Here is a 17152-nt window from a genome sequence, read left to right as displayed (position 1 = left end):
GACGCGATCACGCTCGCACCGCGCTACATGCGCGATACCAGCGGCCGCTCGACCGCGCCGCACTGTTCGGCGGCGATTATAACCTGCCGAGCGGCATCTCGCCCGTTGGTCTTGTCAACGCGCTGTGGCCCGGCGCTGATAACATGCTGGCGGCGGCGCGGGCAGCGAACGTTCCCTATGGCCTGTCGACCGTGGGCACGACGAGCATCGAAGCGAGCGGCAGCGATGCTGCGCCCTCCTTCGCGATCGTCTCCTTCATCAATTCGGGGTCGTCTACCGCATCCGCTGTGACGTTCGCGACCAGCGCATTCGCTCTAATGATGACGCCCCGCTACGACTGATGACTAAGCAGGCGCAAACCGCATCCAAAGCGCTGTTCACTGACTATCTAAACGACGACTGCTTCCAGGAACGCACATAATCCGACTGAACGGCCGATTATGGGGCGCTTTGCTGCCTCGCTCGAATGCGGCCCATCCATTTACGGACAGGCCGCTCCGTTTAGATTTTCGTTCGCTCTGCAAGTGTCAGCGCATCTTCAATATCGACACCGAGGTACCTGACCGTGTTTTCGATTTTGGTGTGACCCGAGCAAAATCTGGATCGCTCGGAGATTGCCGGTCGCCTTATAGATCATTGAGGCCTTGGTTCGGCGCATCGGCCCAACCCGGAGGCACCGGACGACCAATTCTGCCGTGCCTGTCCCGCTGGGCCTTCCCAATCGGGAAAGCCCTCGCACTGGTATCTCAGTATTGTGGTTTCGACCGTGTAACCCAGAACAGGAAGGCGGCGGGGAGAGCTGCGGTGATAGCGAAATGGCGCGTACTGGCTTCCGGCGACCAGCGGCTCGTCCACAGGCTGCGGTCAAAGGCTATTCCGCCAACGGCGTTCACCAGCCCATGCAGCCTGATGCAGGGGATCAGGCTGCCACGGCCGGTCAGCCATAGCCCGCGCCGATGCGGTCGTGACGACGCAGAGCATTGAAGCCCTGCGCCGCCAGCGCCACGCGCCGCGCTTCGGAAACGGAGAGCTCCACCTTCAGGAGCGCGCTCCCGACACCGTCGCGATAAAGGCGCGCAGGTCGGCCAGCATCAGTTCCGGCTCTTCCAGCGCGGCGAAATGGCCGCCCCGCGGCATGTCGGTCCAATGCGCGATGTTGTAGGTCTTCTCCGCGAACGAGCGCGGCGGCGGCAAGAACACCGGATCGGGGAAGGCCGCAACGCCGGTCGGCACCTGGATGCGGGTGCCGGCCGGAAGCATCAGCGACTCCTCAAGCCGGCTGCCGTAGTAGATCCAGGTTGCAGTCACGAACGATGCCGGCGCGATGTAGAGCATGATGTTGGTGAGGAGTTCCTCCTCGGAAAACTTGCTCCAGACGTCGGGGTTGCCATCGGCGGTTGTCGGAAGATCGGCCCACTTGCCGAACTTTTCGAGTATCCAGCCCGCCGCTCCGACCGGGCTGTCGGCCATCGCGACGCCGAGCGTTTGCGGACGGGTCGCCTGCTCGTGAAAGTAGGCGCCCTCCCGGTCGGCAATCGCGGCGCGCTTGGCGGCGAAGGACTTCTCCTCGCCGGTCGTCGGAGCGGCGTCCTCCGCACGCACGGTCATCATGTTGATATGGATGCCGAGCAGAGCGTCCGGTCGATCATGCGCTGCCCAGGCCGCGATGCCGTGGCCCCAATCGCCCCCTTGAATGAAATACCGCGCGTCGCCGAACAGTTGGATCATCAGCCCATGCACGAGCACAGCAGCCCGCCGCGGGCCAATCGGGCGCGTGATCGGGTTGGAGAACGCGAAGCCAGGAAGCGAGGGGACGACAACATCGTGCCCGTCCGCCGCGAGCGGCTCCAACAGCCGCTCGAACTCGAGATACGAGCCCGGCCAGCCGTGGAGAAGCAGGACGGGCGGCTTGGAGCCGCCGCCTTTCACATGAACGAAGTGGAGGTGCTCGCCTTCCACGTCGGCCGTGAAGTTGGGGAGTGCGTTGAGGCGCCGTTCGACCGCACGCCAGTCGTAGCTGTCCCGCCAATACGCGGCGAGCCGCTTGAGGTCATCAACCCCGACCCCCGCTGACCAGCCCCCCGCATCCGGCAGCTGGCTCCAGTCATAAGCCTCGACCTTGGCTCTGATCGTGGCGAGCCGTTCGTCAGGGATGTTGATCGTGTAGGGTGAAATCATGATGTTTTCCGCTTAAGCTGGGATGCGGTTCGAGGGAGAGGGCGTCCACCAATCGGCTATCCGTATTATCGATGAATGTTTGAGAGCCGAAGGCCGCTCGGCATACTACTCGGTACGTCGCCGAGATTGAAATCGAACCTTCTGCATGTTGTTATCCAACGAATGGATACCAGAAACCTCGATCTCGGCCTGCTCGTCACGCTCGAAGCCCTCTTGGCGGAAGGAAACGTTACGCGTGCCGCCCGGCGCTTGAACCTGAGCCAACCCGCCTTGTCGGCACGGCTGGCGCGGCTTCGCGATGAACTCGGCGATCCCCTCCTCATTCCGGCACAGCGTGGGATGGTCCTGACCCAACGCGCTGTCGGGCTTCGGCAACTGTTGCATGACGCGCTGGAGGGTGTCCGCAGGGTTGTGGCAGATGTAATGCCGTCCGACCCGGCAACCATGGAGGCCACCCTGGTGATCGCCGCGAGCGACTATATGCAGTATGCGCTGCTCACCCGCTTCTCGGTCGCGCTCAGGACAGAGGCACCCAAGGTCCGCATCGCCTGGCGTGCCCTGGACGTGCTGGCGCTCGCCACGCAGTTGGAGCGCGGCGAAATCGACCTGGCCTTGGCATCTCCAGACCATGCACCTGCGGCCATGCGCGCCAGCGCCAGCTCTTTCGTGAGGATTACGCGGTGATCGCTCGGCAGGGACACCCGGCCGTGCAAGGCCGTCTCAGCCTAGATGTGTTCTGCGCTTTGGAGCACGTTGTCGTGTCTCCCAAGAGCGGCGGGTTCTCAGGGCCTGCCGATGCAGCACTTGAGGCCGTCGGCCGCCGCCGCACAGTAGCCCTGTCCACGTCGGGCTTTCTGATCGTGCCAGAGGTCGTGTCACAGTCCGACATGATCGCTTTGATCCCACGGCGGATCGCCGATGGCTGGTCGGATCAGGTGCAGGTGGTGGAACCACCACTCACCATTCCTGGCTTTACTATCGCGAGTGTCTGGCACGACCGGACCACCAACCATCCGGCAAAACGCTGGCTGCGTGAACGGCTGACGATGTTGGCCGCCGAAGGGTAATACCGACTGAACTGAAGGGCTGTGCACGACGTTTCCCGAAACGCCATCGTTTTCGAGATAACTGCCGGGGTAGCGAGCGGCAGCTATTCGCTGCGAGGCTCCTGATAGCCGCCTGGCAGAAAAGTCCCCAATATGAGCCGTTATATGCGAGCGGCGAGCAAGGTGAACGAACGACCGGTTTCGGAATGACTGGCCGGCAGGCGCGACGGCAGCAATTGGGCGCAAAGCTGACCCGCCTTTGTGCACGCTATTCTACGCCAGAGCACTTCCACCCATCGAAGCGGATTTGCATCATCCTGATAGTGCGCACAGATCGGTGCCGTGAGACAGAAATGGAGTAGGCCAGCTCGATGCGAGTGAAAGACGGACGCGAACGGCAGTCAAGCGAAGGCGAAAACCACCGCCGAAACTACGCTATTGCCGCCGTTTGTATCCGTCACTCCCACTCGATCGTGCCGGGCGGCTTGCTGGTCACGTCGTAGACGACGCGGTTGATGCCGCGGACTTCGTTGATGATGCGGGTGGCGGTGCGGCCGAGGAAGTTCATGTCGTAGGGATAGAAATCCGCGGTCATGCCGTCGACCGAGGTGACGGCGCGCAATGCGCAGACGAAGTCGTAGGTGCGGTAGTCGCCCATGACGCCGACGGTCTGCACTGGTAGCAGCACGGCAAATGCCTGCCAGATCGTGTCGTAAAGGCCGGCCTTGCGGATTTCGTCGAGATAGATCGCGTCCGCCTTGCGCAGGATGTCGAGCTTTTCGCGGGTGACACCACCCGGGCAGCGGATCGCAAGGCCCGGACCCGGGAAGGGATGGCGGCCGATGAAGCTCTCCGGCAGGCCGAGCTCGCGGCCGAGCGCGCGCACTTCGTCCTTGAACAGTTCGCGCAGCGGCTCGACCAGCTTCATGTTCATGCGTTCGGGAAGGCCGCCGACATTGTGGTGGCTCTTGATGGTCACCGAAGGCCCGCCCGAGAAGGAAACGCTTTCGATCACGTCCGGATAAAGCGTGCCCTGGGCCAGAAATGCCGGAGAGCCCTTGCCGTCGGCGGCGATCTTTGCGGCTTCCGCCTCGAACACCTCGATGAACAGCCGGCCGATCGTCTTGCGCTTCACTTCCGGATCGGAAACGCCGGCAAGCTGGGTCAGGAACAGGTCGGACGCATCCACATGGACGAGCGGGATATTATAGTTGTCGCGGAACATGCCGACGACCTGCTCGGTCTCACCCTGGCGCATCAGGCCGTGGTCGACATAGATGCAGGTCAGTTGGTCGCCGACCGCCTCGTGGATCAGGACCGCCGCAACCGAGGAATCGACGCCGCCGGAGAGGCCGCAGATCACCCGTTCCTTGCCAACCTGTTCACGGATCTTGCGGATCATTTCGGCGCGATAGGCGGCCATGGTCCAATCGGACTTCAGCCCGACGATCTTGTGCACGAAGTTGGAGAGCAGCTTGGCGCCGTCGGGCGTATGCACCACTTCCGGGTGGAACATGGTGGTGTAATAGTGCCGGCTTTCGTCGGCCGCGATCGCAAAAGGCGCATTTTCCGACGTCGCGATCACTTCGAAACCGTGCGGCAGCTGGGTGACGCGATCGCCGTGGCTCATCCAGACCGGATAATGCCCGCCCATTTCCCAGAAACCGTCAAACAGCGGGCTCGCCTTTTTGATCTCGACGTCGGCGCGGCCGAATTCCGCCGCATGCCCGCCTTCGACGACGCCGCCGAGCTGGGTGCAGAGCGTCTGCTGGCCGTAACAGATGCCGAGGATCGGAACCCCGCTGTCGAACACCGCCTGCGGAGCGCGCGGGCTGCCTTCGGTGGTCACCGATGCCGGGCCGCCGGAGAAGATCACGCCCTTGGGCTGGAGTTTCTCGAATGCTGCGCCCGCGTGCTGGAAGGGGTGGATTTCGCAGTAGACGCCGGCCTCACGGATGCGACGCGCGATGAGCTGCGTCACCTGGCTGCCGAAATCGATGATAAGAATGCTGTCGGGATGAGCTATCTGGGTCATGCCGAGCCTTTAAAGAAACTTCCCCTTTCTGGCAACGGGGAATGAGGCGAAAATCGCGCCTTCAGAGGACGATGGCGCCATCCTTCAGCCCTTCGAACAGGCTGTCGACCGCATCTGCCAGCTTTTTGTCGATCACATGCAGGTATTCGGTCCAGTCGCCGACATGCTTCAGCTCTTCCTTGCCGTCGGAAATGCCGCGCAGGCCGATCAGCGGAATCTCGAAAAGCTGGCAGCAGCGCAGCACCGCGAATGTCTCCATGTCGACCATGTCGGCACCGACGAGATCGTAGGCGGCACCGGAGACGATGTTGCCGCCGGTCGACAGCGAGGCTTGTCTGACACCCGGGATGAGCAAGGGGAGCGGGATGATCGCCGGATGGTCGAGGAAGGGCGTGCGGCCTTTCTCGAACCCGAGCGGCGAGGCGTCCATGTCGCGATAGGCGACTGACGAGGCCTGGTAGATTTCTGTCTGCTCGAGGTTGCGGGAACCGGCCGAGCCGAGCGAGACGACGAGATCGGGCAGGTCGTCTTTCGCTTCCAGCCTCGTCAGCGCATGGGAAAGCACCACGGCTGCCTCGACCGGGCCGACCCCTGTCATCAATGGCTTGATGCGGGACTGGAGCGCCGGGCCGTATTCAGCGTCGACCGCCATCACGAAGAGAATGGACTTGCCGCCGGCAAGGCTCGGCTCGCCGAGGGGAAGAGAAGAAGTCATCCGGTTACGTCCTCTCGGCCGCGGATCACCATCATGGTGCCGGTCATGGAAGCGATGAGTTTGGCGGGGCCGTCGCCGATCGCATAGGCGCGGCCGTCGGCGACTATGATCGTCGAGCCCGGCTTGGTGATTTCGCCACGGAACAGAAAGCGTTCGCCGCGGCCGGGCGACATCAGGTTTACCTTGAATTCGATGGTGAGGATCGAGGCATCCGGTTCGATGACGGTATAGGCGGCATAACCGCAGGCGGCGTCCAGCGCTGCAGAAATCACGCCGGCATGCAGGAAACCGTGCTGCTGGGTAAGCTTGATGTCGAAAGGGAGCTCGATCTCGACTATCGCCTGTTCGACACGTGTCAGCTCTGCGCCGAGCATCCCCATCGCGCCCTGCCGGGCGAAGCTCTGGCGCACCCGCTCGCGGAAGTCGCCCGTATCTTTCCCGTTCATGTTCCCGCCCCTTTCGCAGTTGCGAAATTGGCATGGCCGGCGATGTTCGGCAAGCCGTACGATGGAGCGTACTTAATTCATCAGAACGATCGACAGGTTGAGGAGCGTCGCGAAGGCGACCCAGAGTGCATAGGGCACGAAAAGCCACGCAGATTTGCGGTTTTCCCGCCAGCTTGCGCCGATGAAAAGCAGGATGGAGATCAGCAGCGGCACGATGACGACGAGGCCGAGAACGGGGCTTTGCAGGCCGAAGAAAGCCGGCGACCACAGGAGGTTGAGCGCGGCTTGTATGGCAAAGAGAACGAGCCGGCGGCCGTTGTTCTCGTCATACCAGGTTTCGGAAAGCACGACCCCGATCAGGACGTACAAAACCGTCCAGACGGGAGCGAAAATCCAGCTCGGAGGATTGAAGAATGGTTTGTCGAGCGATTGATACCACTCGCCAGGCTGGTTGCTTGCGCCGCTCAAGGCGCCGAGTGCGACGCAGGCGACGATGAAGGCGATCATAACGACGTTCTTGCTCATCCCGCCGCAATTAGGGCGCTCCGGCAGCCAGGAAAGGTCAGCCCAGCCGGACGATGTGCTGGTCCCAGGCAACTTGGCTGCGTGTCTGGTTGAACCGCCCGTCATAGGAGGAAACGGCAACGCCATGCGCGGCGGGCGCGACGCCGGCGGCCTCGCGGACGGTTTCTTCCTTCAGCACGGCCCCGGTTTTCGCGTCGAGGGTGACTGCGGCCCCGCCGATCGGCGAGGTGAGGCCGACGACGCCGTCACGGCGGTTGACGGCGATAGCGCCGACATAATTGCCAAGCCGGACGGTCGTTTTCTCCGGCAGCGAGACGAACGAAAGGTCCTCGCCCTTGGAGAACCAGCCGGCAAGCGGCGGCAGCGCGTTACGCGCACCTTCCCACTGACAGGCGAACCAGATGCGGCCGTTGTCAGTGATGTCGAGATGGCGGGTGGAGAGCTGTTTCAGCGAAGCGGGCAGGCGGTGCCGCTGGATAAGGGCGCCGGTCTTCGCATCGAGCAGAACCAGCGACGGTTCCATGCGGTCGACATTGAGCTTGGTGCGCCCGAAATCCGGATGGGTTTCGATGCCGCCATTGGCGATGACCAGCAGCTTTCCGTCGTCGGAGACGGTCATGTCATGGGTGCCGATGCCGTGCGCGTCGAACTCGGCGATGCGGCGAAATTTGTCCCGGGCGTCGTAGACGCCGATCATGCCGCGATTGCCATCGAAATCGTTCTCGCTGGCATAGAGGAAGCGGCCGTCCGGTGAAAAATGGCCGTGACCGTAAAAATGCCGGCCTTCCGGCGAGGTGATCATGATCGGCTCGGCCTGTCGTGATGGATCGAAGACCATGGCAAACGTGCCGGGACGGCGGGCAAAAGCCACAGCGCGGACGGTAGCGGTGCTATAGGCCATGCCGTGGGCGCGGGCGGGAAGGGCGACGCGGTCGATGATCTCGCCGCGTTCGGAAACGGTGGCGACGCCGAACGAGCCATCCGGCGCCTTGAAGCCGGAGGCATAGACCGCATCTGTGCGTTCGAGCGCCATCAGCGAGCGCGGCGCAAGGGCGGTGGTGAAAATGACACCCGCCGCTTTCAGAAAGCTGCGCCGGTCGATGGCCTCGCCGCGCCACATGGCCTTAGTCGCCATCCGCAAACGAGAAGCCGGAGCTGAGGCCGATCGCGCCGCCGTACCCGTCGTTCAGCTTGGAAATGACATCCTTTCCGTCCGCCAGCAACGTATCGAGCTTCTTGCGCTCAGTGGCATTTTCGACCGCCTTTTCGAGGTCCGGCGTGATCTTCGTCGAAAGTTCGATCATCGACGTCAGCTTCGCCTGGGTGGCGGTGACGATCGGCCGGTCCTTTTCCTTGAGAAGCGCGGCCATCCCGGATTTTTCGAGCAGGGTCGAAAGACCTTCCAGATTGCCCTTGACGGTCGCCCAGGTGTTTTCCGAGCGCCAGAACAGCGCCTGCTTGGGGAATTTCGCCTTTTCGGCGCCCTTGTAGAAGGTCTCGATCCGCTGGTCGCGCACGGCTTCGGCACCATGCACGAGAATGCCGAGCAGCGCCGTAATCGCCTCGCCGCCGGTGCGGAAATTGAGATTGTCAGGCCCCGGCTGTTCCCACGTCTTCTGGATGCCATCGGGTGCGTCCCAGATATCGGAAAGTTCCTTGGCGACATTGGTGATATTGCCGGCGATGGCCGCGCCATAGCGGCAGCGATAACTGTTCTTCGCTTTGAGTAGTTCGTCGGAACCGGTGCCGGCAAGCACATATTCGAGCGCCCCAAAACCCTGCATCGCAACGCTTTTTGTTCCGAGTGTGGCGGGGTCGGTGGCGGTCTCATCCGCCTTGGAGAGGACGGACTGGACCTGCTTCAACCCCGTGCTCTTGCGGTCGGGATAAAAAAGGATGCGCTCGAAGCGGTTCTGCTCAATGACGGGACCGACACGCACTACCTCGATATGTGCCCAGCTGACCGCCGCGTCGCGGAAGGCGCCTTTCGCGGCATCGTAGTTCGTCTTGGAGGGTGCCTCGCAGAGCGCCTTCATCGCCGTCGTCATCTTGCCCGCGGACTCGTGGAACGAGTCGTATCCGGGTCGGATAAACCCGTCCACCGCCGCCGTCATCACTTTGGTGACGTCAGCCATCGGCAGATCCACCGAAGGAGCGGGTTCACCTTCCTGCGCAAAGGCGGTGGCGGGAAGCAGCGAGACGAGTCCGGCAAAGAATATCTTGCGCATCAGAGAGACTCCAGGAATTTGAGAAGGGCGGCACGGTCTTGTCTTCCGAGCGCGGCGAAGGCATCGCGGGCCTTCTGCGCCTCGCCGCCGTGCCAGAGAACGGCTTCGGTGAGGTTTCTCGCCCGCCCGTCATGCAGGAAGAAGGTGTGGGCATTGACGGTTTGGGTCAGCCCTATGCCCCAGAGCGGCTGAGTGCGCCATTCGCTGCCGGTAGCAACGCCAACCGGCTGGCCGTCGGCAAGGTCTTGGCCCATGTCGTGCAGCAGGAAATCGGAATAGGGCCAGATCAGCTGGAAAGCCTGCGCCTTGTTGCCGGCATCGCGGCTGGTCACGAACTTCGGCGTATGGCAGGCGGTGCAGCCGGCCTGGTAGAACAGTTCCTTGCCCTTCAGAACTGTCTTGTCGCCGATATCGCGGCGGGCCGGCACCGCTAGGTTTTCGGAATAGAAGGTAACCAGCGGCAGGACCGGATCAGGTGCTTCGACCGGCCCGAGTCGCTGCTGCACGCCGGTCGGCATGGCGAGGCACGCAGCCTCGGCCTTGGTGCAGTCGCCGTGGTCGAACGGATTGTCGGGAGTGGAGATGCCGAGGTCGCCGGCAAAGGCGGACGAGCTCTGGTCACGGACCGAGGCATTCTGCGCCTTGAAGCCGAAGCGGCCGAGCTTCAGCTCGCCGGTCTTGTGGTCGCGCACCATGGCAGGCTTGCCGGAGATCCCGTCGCCGTCCTTGTCGTCGGGGTCGGCGAGGTCGAGAATGTCGGCATCGTGGATAGCTTGGATCAGGCCCATGCCGATCATCGGCGGCGCGATCCGCGGCGACAACGTCACGTCGCCTTCCATAGCACCGTAGCCGAGGTCGGCGACCGAATAGCTCGGCTTACGCAGGTGGACGATCTCGCCGTCGCCGAGCTTGACGGGGATTTCCTCGTAGGAAATCCCCATCCGGCCTTCGGAGGCGAGGCCGGACACGGCGAGGTCCTGCAACTGCTCGCCATAGATCGCGTCGGGGAAATTGAGCTTCCTGTAATCGGCGACCGCCTCGCGCTCATCGTCGGTGCGCGCCGGGCGGGCGAGCCGGAAGAACATCGAGGTCGCGTCGGCACCCCCTTCCGGCGGGTGGCCGCGGCCGTCCTTCAGGTGGCAACTCTGGCAGGCGCGGGCGTTGAACAGCGGCCCCAGCCCGTCGGACGCCTGCGTCGAGGACGGCGCCGAGACCCAGAGTTTTGTAAACAGCGCATTGCCGAGCTTGAACGTCCCTTCTTCCTCGAAGGTGATGTTGGCGGAGAAATGCGAAAAAGCGTCGCCATTGACGTCGGCGCGGCTGGTCGCTGCCCCGCCCGACATGGTCTCGAATGGCTCGGGCTTGGAGAAATCGGTCGTCGGGCGGGTAACGCTCTCGACGCGTTTCTGGTCCTTCGGATTGAGATCCGTGCGGACGGTCGGGAAAAGTGCATCGCCACTGGTCGCGATCAGCGGCGTGAGAAGGAAAGCGCCCGAAAGCAACGGCAACAGGAAGATGAAAGACTTGGGCGTTCTCATGGGAAATCGGGCCGCAGGCTGAAGGTCAGCCGCGGCCCGCCTTTTCATTGCTTATTTGAAGACGGCGTTGGGATTATCGAGGCTGGCGGAACCTTCAAGCTCCACTTTGCCAAGCTTCAGCGACGCAATGACGCGCTCGACGCTCTTGCTCTGGTCGATCAGGCCGTCGATCGCCTTCTGGACGACCGCATTGCCCTCTTTGTTGCCTTCGCCGATCATCTGGTCGTAGGCCTCGACCTTCTTCGCCCGGTCGGCCATGGCGTTCATGGCGGCGAGCGTCGCGTCGAGCTTGCCGAGCATCTCGGTGTCCAACGATTTGTCGGTCGCGGCAACCAGTTCGGAGAGCGAAGGCCCGGTCATTTTGGTACCGTCGACACGAGTATATTCGCCCGTATAGGCCGACTTGATGCCGACCGCGTCGTTGAGATGTGAGTTGTAGGTGTTGTCGGAGAAGCAATCGTGCTCCTCTTCCGGATCGTGCAGCAGCAGGCCGAGCTTCATGCGCTCGCCGGCAAGCTCGCCGTAGGAGAGCGAACCCATACCCGTCAGGATGGCGGTCAGGCCCTTCTTGGAATTGGCCTCGACGTTCTTGGTCGCCTTGCCCTTCGGGCCCCAGGCGGTGACCATGTCCTTGAGGTCGGAGACCAGCAGGGCGGACGCGGCCTTCAGGTATTCGGCGCGGCGATCGCAATGGCCGTTGGTGCAATTGGCCTTGTCGTAGTCCGTATAGGGACGCTTGCCGGCGCCCGGTCCGGTGCCGTTCAGATCCTGGCCCCAGAGCAGGAATTCGATGACGTGGTAGCCGGTCGCGACGTTGGCCTCGATCTCGCCGGCCTCGTTCAGGCTGCGCAGCGTCTTGGCGTTGAACTTCGAAAGGTTGAGCGTCTTGCCGTTGACCTTGATCTTCGGGTTGGCAATGACATTGGCGGTGTAGAGCGCATTCTCGTCGCTCTCCGTGCCGTAGGAGGCATCGACATAGTCGATCAGGCCTTCATCGAGCGGCCAGGCATTCACCTTGCCTTCCCAATTGTCGACGATCGGGTTGCCGAAACGGTAGACTTCCGTCTGCTGGTAGGGAGCGCGGGCGGCGATCCAGGCGTCCTTGGCAGCCTTCAGCGTTTCGTCGCTCGGCTTGGCGATCAGCGCATTGACGGCCTTGTCGAGCGCTTGCGCTGTCGTCAGCGAATCTTCGTATTTCGCATGCGCCAGTTCGGCATAATGCTTGAGAACGGCTGCGGATGTGGTGGCGGCCTGCGCCTCTGTCACGACGAACGCCGCGGAGGCGGCGAAAAGCGCCAGGGCGGCGCCAAGAACGGTCTTGCGGATCATGTCCCTCTCCTTCACGGCCCGGATCTCTCCCCGGCCGTTAGAGGGTTCATCGCGCAATTGGAAACTGGTGTCAAACAATCTAGTTTAGAATAATTTGAAAGTAGAACTCGACTTTGTCTTCGCTTCCGCTGCATTCAAGCTCTGCGTTGCATGCGGCAGAAAAAGAATCCGTCGGTATCGGTACTTGCGGGCGTCAGCGTCACTGTCAGGGCATCTTTCGAGCGAGGCTGCGGGCCATCTTTTTCGAAGATGCTGTCCCAGTGCTCTGCCGCGGGGACGATCGAAAATTCCGGGTTTTCGACACAGAAGCGGGAAACCTGGGCGTCGTTCTCCTCCGGCAGGATCGAACAGGTGACATAGACGAGTGCACCACCCGGCTTCACGAAGACGGCAGCCTCGGAAAGCGCTTCCTGCTGCTGGGCGATGCGCTCGTCGAGGTTCTTCGGGGTCAGTCGCCATTTGGTGTCCGGACGGCGGCGCCATGTGCCGGTGCCGGTGCAGGGGGCATCGACCAGGACCGCATCGAGCTTGCCCTTCAGGCCGTTGAGTTGGCGCGCGTCGTCGTGCACCTGAACGTTGCGGGTGCCTGCGCGCCGCAGCCGCTCGATGATCGGCGCCAGCCGTTTGCGGTCGGCGTCATAGGCGTGGATCTGGCCCTTGTTGTGCATCGCGGCCGCCATGGCGAGCGTCTTGCCACCGCCGCCGGCGCAATAATCGAGGACCTGATGATGTTCGCCGGGCTGCACGAGCTCGGCAACGATCTGCGAGCCTTCATCCTGAACTTCGAACCAGCCTTTCTGGAACGAAAGCTCGGCGGTGACGTTGGGCAGGCGGGACGCTCCCTCGCCAGCGGCAATCCGGATGCCGTTGCGGGCGATGCGCGAAGCCTTTGCGTTCGAGCGTTCAAGCGCCTTGACGACCTTTTCGCGGGATGCCTTCAGCGTGTTGGCACGCAGATCGAGGGTGGGACGGCCGGCCAACGCTTTGGCCTCAATCAGCCAGTTCTCGCCGAAATTGGCTTCGAAGGACGGCTGGATCCAGTCCGGAATGTCGCCCTGAACGTGCAGGGGCGCATCGTCGAGATTGCGGGAGGCAAGCGACGAAAGGTTCGCCTCGGTTAGAGCCGGCGGTGCAAAGCGGTCGTCCGTGAACTCGGCCTGGAGAGCGTCGGGCGTCAGGCCCCATTGCCGGATGAGAACCGCGTAGGCGAGGGCCGCCGGGCTTTCGTCGTCCATCAGCCAGGCATGCGAGAGCCGCATGCGCAGTGCGTCGTAGACGATATTTCCGATCGCCGCCCGATCGCCGGAACCAGCGAAACGATGGGCGAGGCCCCAGTCCTTGAGCGCGTCGGCGACAGGGCGTTTGCGCGTCTCGATGTCGGCCAGCACCTCTATGGCCCCGGCAATTCGTCCGCCCAATCGCATGTCAGTCTCCGTCTCGGTTGCACCCGTATGGCACGGGTCGTAACCGCGATTGCGCGATAGGGCAAGAGGCCGGCCTAAACGGTCTCTCTGAACAGCTTCAGCCGTCGATCGCTTTCAGGCCCTTGCCTGCGACCTTCTGATCGCCGGCATCGACGATCTGGTAACAGACCTGGGCGGTACCGGAACTGATCATGCCGATGTCCTTGGCCGCGGCCTTGGAAACATCGAGCACCCGGCCGCGGATGAATGGACCGCGGTCGTTGATGCGCACAACGACGCTTTTGCCGTTGCGCTTGTTCGTCACCATCACCTTGGTGCCAAAGGGCAGCGTCCGGTGGGCCGCTGTCATGAGAGAAGGGTTCATTCGTTCCCCGGATGCCGTCTTGGATCCGAGGGCATACCAGGATGCGTGACCGCACCCGGGCGCAGCATTGGCCTGCGCGGAGCCGAGAGTTGCAAAAGCAGCAATGGAGGCCGCGGCGAAAGTCGAGCGTCGAATTGTTGTCAAGTCGGTCGTCCCCGTTCGTTTTGTCCCTGCACGTTGCGTGCAAAACGGCTAAGCGGGGCGAAAAGTGGCGAAAAAGTGAGGCTTTTGATCACGGAACATTACAGTCTGTAACATTTGTGATTAGATTGCCGCTGATCTTTTTAGAAGCCAGCTAAGCTTCTACGGAAGAAAACCTTTAAAAACAGTCAGAAAGCGGAATGTAGTTTCAGTGAGACTCGCAGGGAGTCCGTGATCACGAAAACCGCAGAAAAAAATTTGTCGCGATGCGTGATTTATTGCCTCATTTGGGCAAATTTTGTGACGCTCAGCCGTAAGTATTAAGAAATAATAACTAGATCAACCGATCAGGATGGAAATTTCAACCGTTTCATAATGGGAATTTTATCCTCGCCAGCGGCCCGAAGTCCACATTTCGGCGAGCGACATACGGTAATTGGGGAAGAGGAACTCGAACCCCGCGGCGCGGATTTTGGCATTGGAAACGCGCTTGTTGGCGCCATAGAAGGAACGCGCCATCGGCGTCATGTCAGCGGTCTCGAAATCCAGTTCCGGCGGCGGCTCGACACCCATCAGGCGCGCGGCTTCGACGATGACATCCTGCGGCGGACCGGGCTCGTCGTCGGTGACATTATATATGCCGCCCATATTGCCTCCGGCGAGAAAGAGCGCCGCGCCGCCGATGTCTTCGACGCGGATGCGGTTGAAGACCTGGTCTCTCTTTATAATGCGCCGCGCCGTGCTGCGCGCCAAGTTGACGAGAGCGTTGCGGCCGGGGCCGTAGATACCGGAGAGGCGCAGGCTGGCCACAGGTAGACCGGCGGCCCGCCCTTCGGTAGCCCAGGCATCTTCCGTATCGACCCGTTCGATCGACCGGCCCTGGATCGGGCTGCCCGGCGTCTCCTCGGTGACCCAGCCGCCACCGTGATCGCCGTAGACGCCGACCGTCGAGAGATAGCCGATCCATTCGAGCTTCGGGCAAAGCGCACGCAGCCGTCCGGAGACGAGCTTCAGCAGTGGATCGCCCTCGGTGCCGGGCGGGATCGACTGCACCAGATGCGTCACCTCTTGAAGCTCCGCCAGCAGTTCGCCGCTGAACGGGCTGCCGTCGAACACGAAGGCCTTGATGTCACGGGCAGCGAGTTCCAGTGCCTTGTGGGCCGTCCTGACCGTGCCGGAGACCCGATGGCCTTCGGATTTGAAGGCCTCGGCGATTGCCTGGCCCGAATAGCCGCATCCGAAGATCATCACATTCATCAGGCCGCTCCCGCCAATCGCCATTCTTGCTGCACTTCCGGATCCTCTTCGGCGCTGCGCGCCTCGGCAAACCGCGCGAAGTCCACATCCGTCATCAAGCGCTTCAGGGCCCATATAGCCATGCCGCGCACCACGGGCGAGGGGTCGCCCGCAAGTTCGAGACATCGTGCGATGAGGTTGGCATCGCCGGAATTGCCCGTAGCGATCAGCACGTTGCGAATGAACCGGTCGCGGCCGATCCGCTTGACAGGCGAGCCGCTGAAAAAGGTCCGGAAGGTCGCATCGTCCAGGGTCAGCAGAAACGCGATCGATGGTTCCTTCAAGTCGTCGCGCGCCTGCAGTTTCATCTCCGAGGCGCTCGCCGCAAACTTGTTCCAGGGACAGGCGGCAAGACAGTCGTCGCAGCCATAGATGCGGTTGCCGATCAACGGCCGGAATTCCGGATCGATCGGACCTTTGTGTTCGATCGTCAGATAAGAGATGCAGCGGCGGGCGTCGAGCCGATAGGGAGCCGGAAACGCCGCCGTCGGGCAGGCGTCGAGGCATGCCCGGCAGGAACCGCAATGGTCGGCCTCGGGCGCGTCTATAATAAGGTCTGCCGTGGTGAACAGGCTGCCGAGGAAAAGCCAGGAACCATGGGTGCGGCTGACGAGATTGGTATGTTTGCCCTGCCAGCCGAGCCCGGCCGCCTCCGCCAGCGGTTTTTCCATCACCGGCGCCGTATCGACAAAGACTTTGACGTCCTCGCCGGCGCGCGCCGCAAAGCGCGTCGCTATCTCTTTCAGCCGGCCCTTGATGACGTCGTGATAATCGCGGTTGCGCGCATAGACGGAGATCGCGGCCTTGTCGGGCTTGTCGAGAATGCCGCGCGGGTCTTCGTCCGGCCCGTAATTCAGCCCGAACATCACGATCGAACGCACCTGATCCCATAGCACCCTCGGATCGGCGCGGCGCAGCCTAGTCTCTGCCATCCAGTCCATGCTGCCGTGGTGGCCGTCGGCGAGGAAAATCTCCAACCGCTCCGGCGCCCGCGGAATGCTGTCCGGGCCTGTAATCCGGCAAAGATCGAAGCCCTGAGCCGCCGCTTCCTCGCGAATGAAGGCAGTCAGCTTCTCCCGCCGCCGGAGCGCCTTTTCTTCCTCGCGCGCGGGCGCGTCAGAAATCAAGGTCCGCATAATGGGATACCGGGGTGAGGCCGCGGATGCGTTCGGAAAGCATAGGCCGGAAGGAGGGTCGGGATTTCAGCCGCTGATACCAGTCTTTGGCGACCGGCGTCTCCGACCAGTCGATCTCGCCCAGATAGTCGAGGATTGAAATCGAGGCGGCGGCGGCGAGATCGGCATAACTCAGGCGGTCACCCGCAAGCCAGGGCCGTGAGCCGGCAAGCCAGGAGAGATATTTCATATGCTGGCGGATATTGGCGCGGGACGTGCGCAGCACCTTCGAATCCGGCGCGCCGCCGCCTTGAGCCGTCGTCATCTGCAGCTTGAAGACCCGCTCCCGGGTCAGCGGCCGGGTGACATCCTGCTCCATCTTCTGCAGGAACCATTCTGTCAGACGCCGGATTTCGGCGCGCTGCCACGGGTCTTCGGCCAACAGCCGGCGGTCACGCTTCAGCACGCCATGGGTTTCGTCGAGGAATTCCAGGAGCACGGAAGGGCCACAAAGCACTCTCATGCTGTCGTCGACATAAACCGGGAGCGTGCCCGCAGGATTGAGCGTCAGGAATTCCCGGCGCTTTTCCCACGGTTGCTCCTCGACCAGGTCCGCCTGGAAGCCATATTCGGCGAGAATCAGCCGGACGAACCGCGAGGCCGAAGACATGGAATGATGATAGAGCGTGGGCATGGATACTTGAACTTCACGAATATCGTATACGAAGGATGGGGCACGTAGCGCGCCCGCGTGACATATGGCAGCTATATG

Annotated in this window: 17 protein-coding genes and 1 pseudogene; 3 read left to right on the top strand and 15 right to left on the bottom strand. The window is 62.4% G+C overall.

Features of this window, described 5'->3' with window-relative positions:
• The coding region (locus MOV61_RS07755) for an alpha-hydroxy-acid oxidizing protein (RefSeq protein ID WP_247136162.1) at positions 1-341 on the top strand (341 nt) is incomplete at its 5' end.
• 160 nt (positions 342-501) lie between these two features.
• On the opposite strand, the pseudogene MOV61_RS07750 reads toward MOV61_RS07755, so the two are convergent.
• Positions 502-658: pseudogene (locus tag MOV61_RS07750) on the bottom strand (integrase); the annotation flags it as partial.
• Between the two features lie 380 nt (positions 659-1038).
• Positions 1039-2178 carry an epoxide hydrolase family protein gene (locus MOV61_RS07745; RefSeq protein WP_247136161.1) on the bottom strand — a complete coding sequence of 380 codons (1140 nt, stop codon included), beginning with the start codon at positions 2176-2178 and terminating at the stop codon, positions 1039-1041.
• A 126-nt stretch (positions 2179-2304) separates the two neighbouring features.
• Here MOV61_RS07745 and MOV61_RS30430 point away from each other — a divergent pair, with 126 nt between their 5' ends.
• Entirely contained in the window at positions 2305-2862 is a 558-nt protein-coding gene (locus tag MOV61_RS30430) for a LysR family transcriptional regulator (protein WP_309493793.1), read from the top strand.
• Positions 2859-3245: a LysR substrate-binding domain-containing protein gene (locus MOV61_RS07735; RefSeq protein ID WP_247136160.1), complete on the top strand. Its 387-nt coding sequence runs from the start codon at positions 2859-2861 to the stop codon at positions 3243-3245. The genes MOV61_RS30430 and MOV61_RS07735 overlap by 4 nt, the downstream gene beginning before the upstream one ends.
• 436 nt (positions 3246-3681) lie before the next feature.
• Here the strand turns inward: MOV61_RS07735 and guaA are convergent, their stop codons facing one another.
• The 13 genes from guaA to MOV61_RS07670 all read right to left on the bottom strand — a co-directional run bounded on the left by guaA (position 3682) and on the right by MOV61_RS07670 (position 17074).
• Entirely contained in the window at positions 3682-5259 is a 1578-nt protein-coding gene (gene guaA, locus MOV61_RS07730; RefSeq protein WP_247136159.1) for a glutamine-hydrolyzing GMP synthase, read from the bottom strand.
• Between the two features lie 61 nt (positions 5260-5320).
• Positions 5321-5974 carry a 5'-methylthioadenosine/S-adenosylhomocysteine nucleosidase gene (locus MOV61_RS07725; protein WP_247136158.1) on the bottom strand — a complete coding sequence of 218 codons (654 nt, stop codon included), beginning with the start codon at positions 5972-5974 and terminating at the stop codon, positions 5321-5323.
• Positions 5971-6420 carry a PaaI family thioesterase gene (locus tag MOV61_RS07720; RefSeq protein ID WP_038548484.1) on the bottom strand — a complete coding sequence of 150 codons (450 nt, stop codon included), beginning with the start codon at positions 6418-6420 and terminating at the stop codon, positions 5971-5973. The genes MOV61_RS07725 and MOV61_RS07720 overlap by 4 nt, the downstream gene beginning before the upstream one ends.
• A gap of 72 nt (positions 6421-6492) precedes the next feature.
• Positions 6493-6945, bottom strand: a complete 453-nt coding sequence (locus MOV61_RS07715) for a TspO/MBR family protein (RefSeq protein WP_038548487.1) — start codon at positions 6943-6945, stop codon at positions 6493-6495.
• A 37-nt stretch (positions 6946-6982) separates the two neighbouring features.
• Complete coding sequence (locus MOV61_RS07710; protein ID WP_247136157.1) at positions 6983-8065, bottom strand: DUF1513 domain-containing protein; 1083 nt, start codon at positions 8063-8065, stop codon at positions 6983-6985.
• 4 nt (positions 8066-8069) lie between these two features.
• The gene (locus tag MOV61_RS07705) at positions 8070-9173 is read right to left on the bottom strand and encodes an imelysin family protein (RefSeq protein WP_247136156.1); all 1104 of its coding nucleotides are present in this window, start codon (positions 9171-9173) and stop codon (positions 8070-8072) included.
• Positions 9173-10711 (bottom strand): di-heme oxidoredictase family protein, encoded by a 1539-nt coding sequence (locus MOV61_RS07700; RefSeq protein WP_247136155.1) that lies wholly within the window; start codon positions 10709-10711, stop codon positions 9173-9175. Before MOV61_RS07700 ends, MOV61_RS07705 begins: the two co-directional genes overlap by 1 nt.
• A gap of 51 nt (positions 10712-10762) precedes the next feature.
• Entirely contained in the window at positions 10763-12040 is a 1278-nt protein-coding gene (locus MOV61_RS07695) for an imelysin family protein (protein ID WP_247136154.1), read from the bottom strand.
• A 134-nt stretch (positions 12041-12174) separates the two neighbouring features.
• Positions 12175-13464: an RsmB/NOP family class I SAM-dependent RNA methyltransferase gene (locus MOV61_RS07690; RefSeq protein ID WP_247136153.1), complete on the bottom strand. Its 1290-nt coding sequence runs from the start codon at positions 13462-13464 to the stop codon at positions 12175-12177.
• Positions 13465-13561: 97 nt separating this feature from the next.
• Complete coding sequence (locus MOV61_RS07685; protein WP_247031595.1) at positions 13562-13972, bottom strand: septal ring lytic transglycosylase RlpA family protein; 411 nt, start codon at positions 13970-13972, stop codon at positions 13562-13564.
• A gap of 381 nt (positions 13973-14353) precedes the next feature.
• Entirely contained in the window at positions 14354-15226 is an 873-nt protein-coding gene (locus MOV61_RS07680; RefSeq protein WP_247136152.1) for an SDR family oxidoreductase, read from the bottom strand.
• A complete protein-coding gene (queG, locus tag MOV61_RS07675) occupies positions 15226-16401 on the bottom strand; it encodes a tRNA epoxyqueuosine(34) reductase QueG (RefSeq protein ID WP_247136151.1) in 1176 nt (391 codons plus the stop codon). Before queG ends, MOV61_RS07680 begins: the two co-directional genes overlap by 1 nt.
• A complete protein-coding gene (locus MOV61_RS07670; RefSeq protein ID WP_007775165.1) occupies positions 16382-17074 on the bottom strand; it encodes a glutathione S-transferase family protein in 693 nt (230 codons plus the stop codon). Before MOV61_RS07670 ends, queG begins: the two co-directional genes overlap by 20 nt.
• Positions 17075-17152 lie beyond the last annotated feature (78 nt).

It is taken from the genome of Neorhizobium sp. BETTINA12A (assembly GCF_023006485.1).
GTDB lineage: Bacteria > Pseudomonadota > Alphaproteobacteria > Rhizobiales > Rhizobiaceae > Neorhizobium.
This window is presented reverse-complemented; position numbering and strand designations above follow the sequence as displayed.

Bases quoted from the DNA above. Each gene is read 5' to 3' on its own strand.
- MOV61_RS07745 (WP_247136161.1), bottom strand. From the start codon at position 2,178: ATGATTTCACCCTACACGATCAACATCCCTGACGAACGGCTCGCCACG.
- guaA (WP_247136159.1), bottom strand. From the start codon at position 5,259: ATGACCCAGATAGCTCATCCCGACAGCATTCTTATCATCGATTTCGGC.
- MOV61_RS07725 (WP_247136158.1), bottom strand. From the start codon at position 5,974: ATGACTTCTTCTCTTCCCCTCGGCGAGCCGAGCCTTGCCGGCGGCAAG.
- MOV61_RS07720 (WP_038548484.1), bottom strand. From the start codon at position 6,420: ATGAACGGGAAAGATACGGGCGACTTCCGCGAGCGGGTGCGCCAGAGC.
- MOV61_RS07715 (WP_038548487.1), bottom strand. From the start codon at position 6,945: ATGAGCAAGAACGTCGTTATGATCGCCTTCATCGTCGCCTGCGTCGCA.
- MOV61_RS07710 (WP_247136157.1), bottom strand. From the start codon at position 8,065: ATGTGGCGCGGCGAGGCCATCGACCGGCGCAGCTTTCTGAAAGCGGCG.
- MOV61_RS07705 (WP_247136156.1), bottom strand. From the start codon at position 9,173: ATGCGCAAGATATTCTTTGCCGGACTCGTCTCGCTGCTTCCCGCCACC.
- MOV61_RS07700 (WP_247136155.1), bottom strand. From the start codon at position 10,711: ATGAGAACGCCCAAGTCTTTCATCTTCCTGTTGCCGTTGCTTTCGGGC.
- MOV61_RS07695 (WP_247136154.1), bottom strand. From the start codon at position 12,040: ATGATCCGCAAGACCGTTCTTGGCGCCGCCCTGGCGCTTTTCGCCGCC.
- MOV61_RS07690 (WP_247136153.1), bottom strand. From the start codon at position 13,464: ATGCGATTGGGCGGACGAATTGCCGGGGCCATAGAGGTGCTGGCCGAC.
- MOV61_RS07680 (WP_247136152.1), bottom strand. From the start codon at position 15,226: ATGAATGTGATGATCTTCGGATGCGGCTATTCGGGCCAGGCAATCGCC.
- queG (WP_247136151.1), bottom strand. From the start codon at position 16,401: ATGCGGACCTTGATTTCTGACGCGCCCGCGCGCGAGGAAGAAAAGGCG.
- MOV61_RS07670 (WP_007775165.1), bottom strand. From the start codon at position 17,074: ATGCCCACGCTCTATCATCATTCCATGTCTTCGGCCTCGCGGTTCGTC.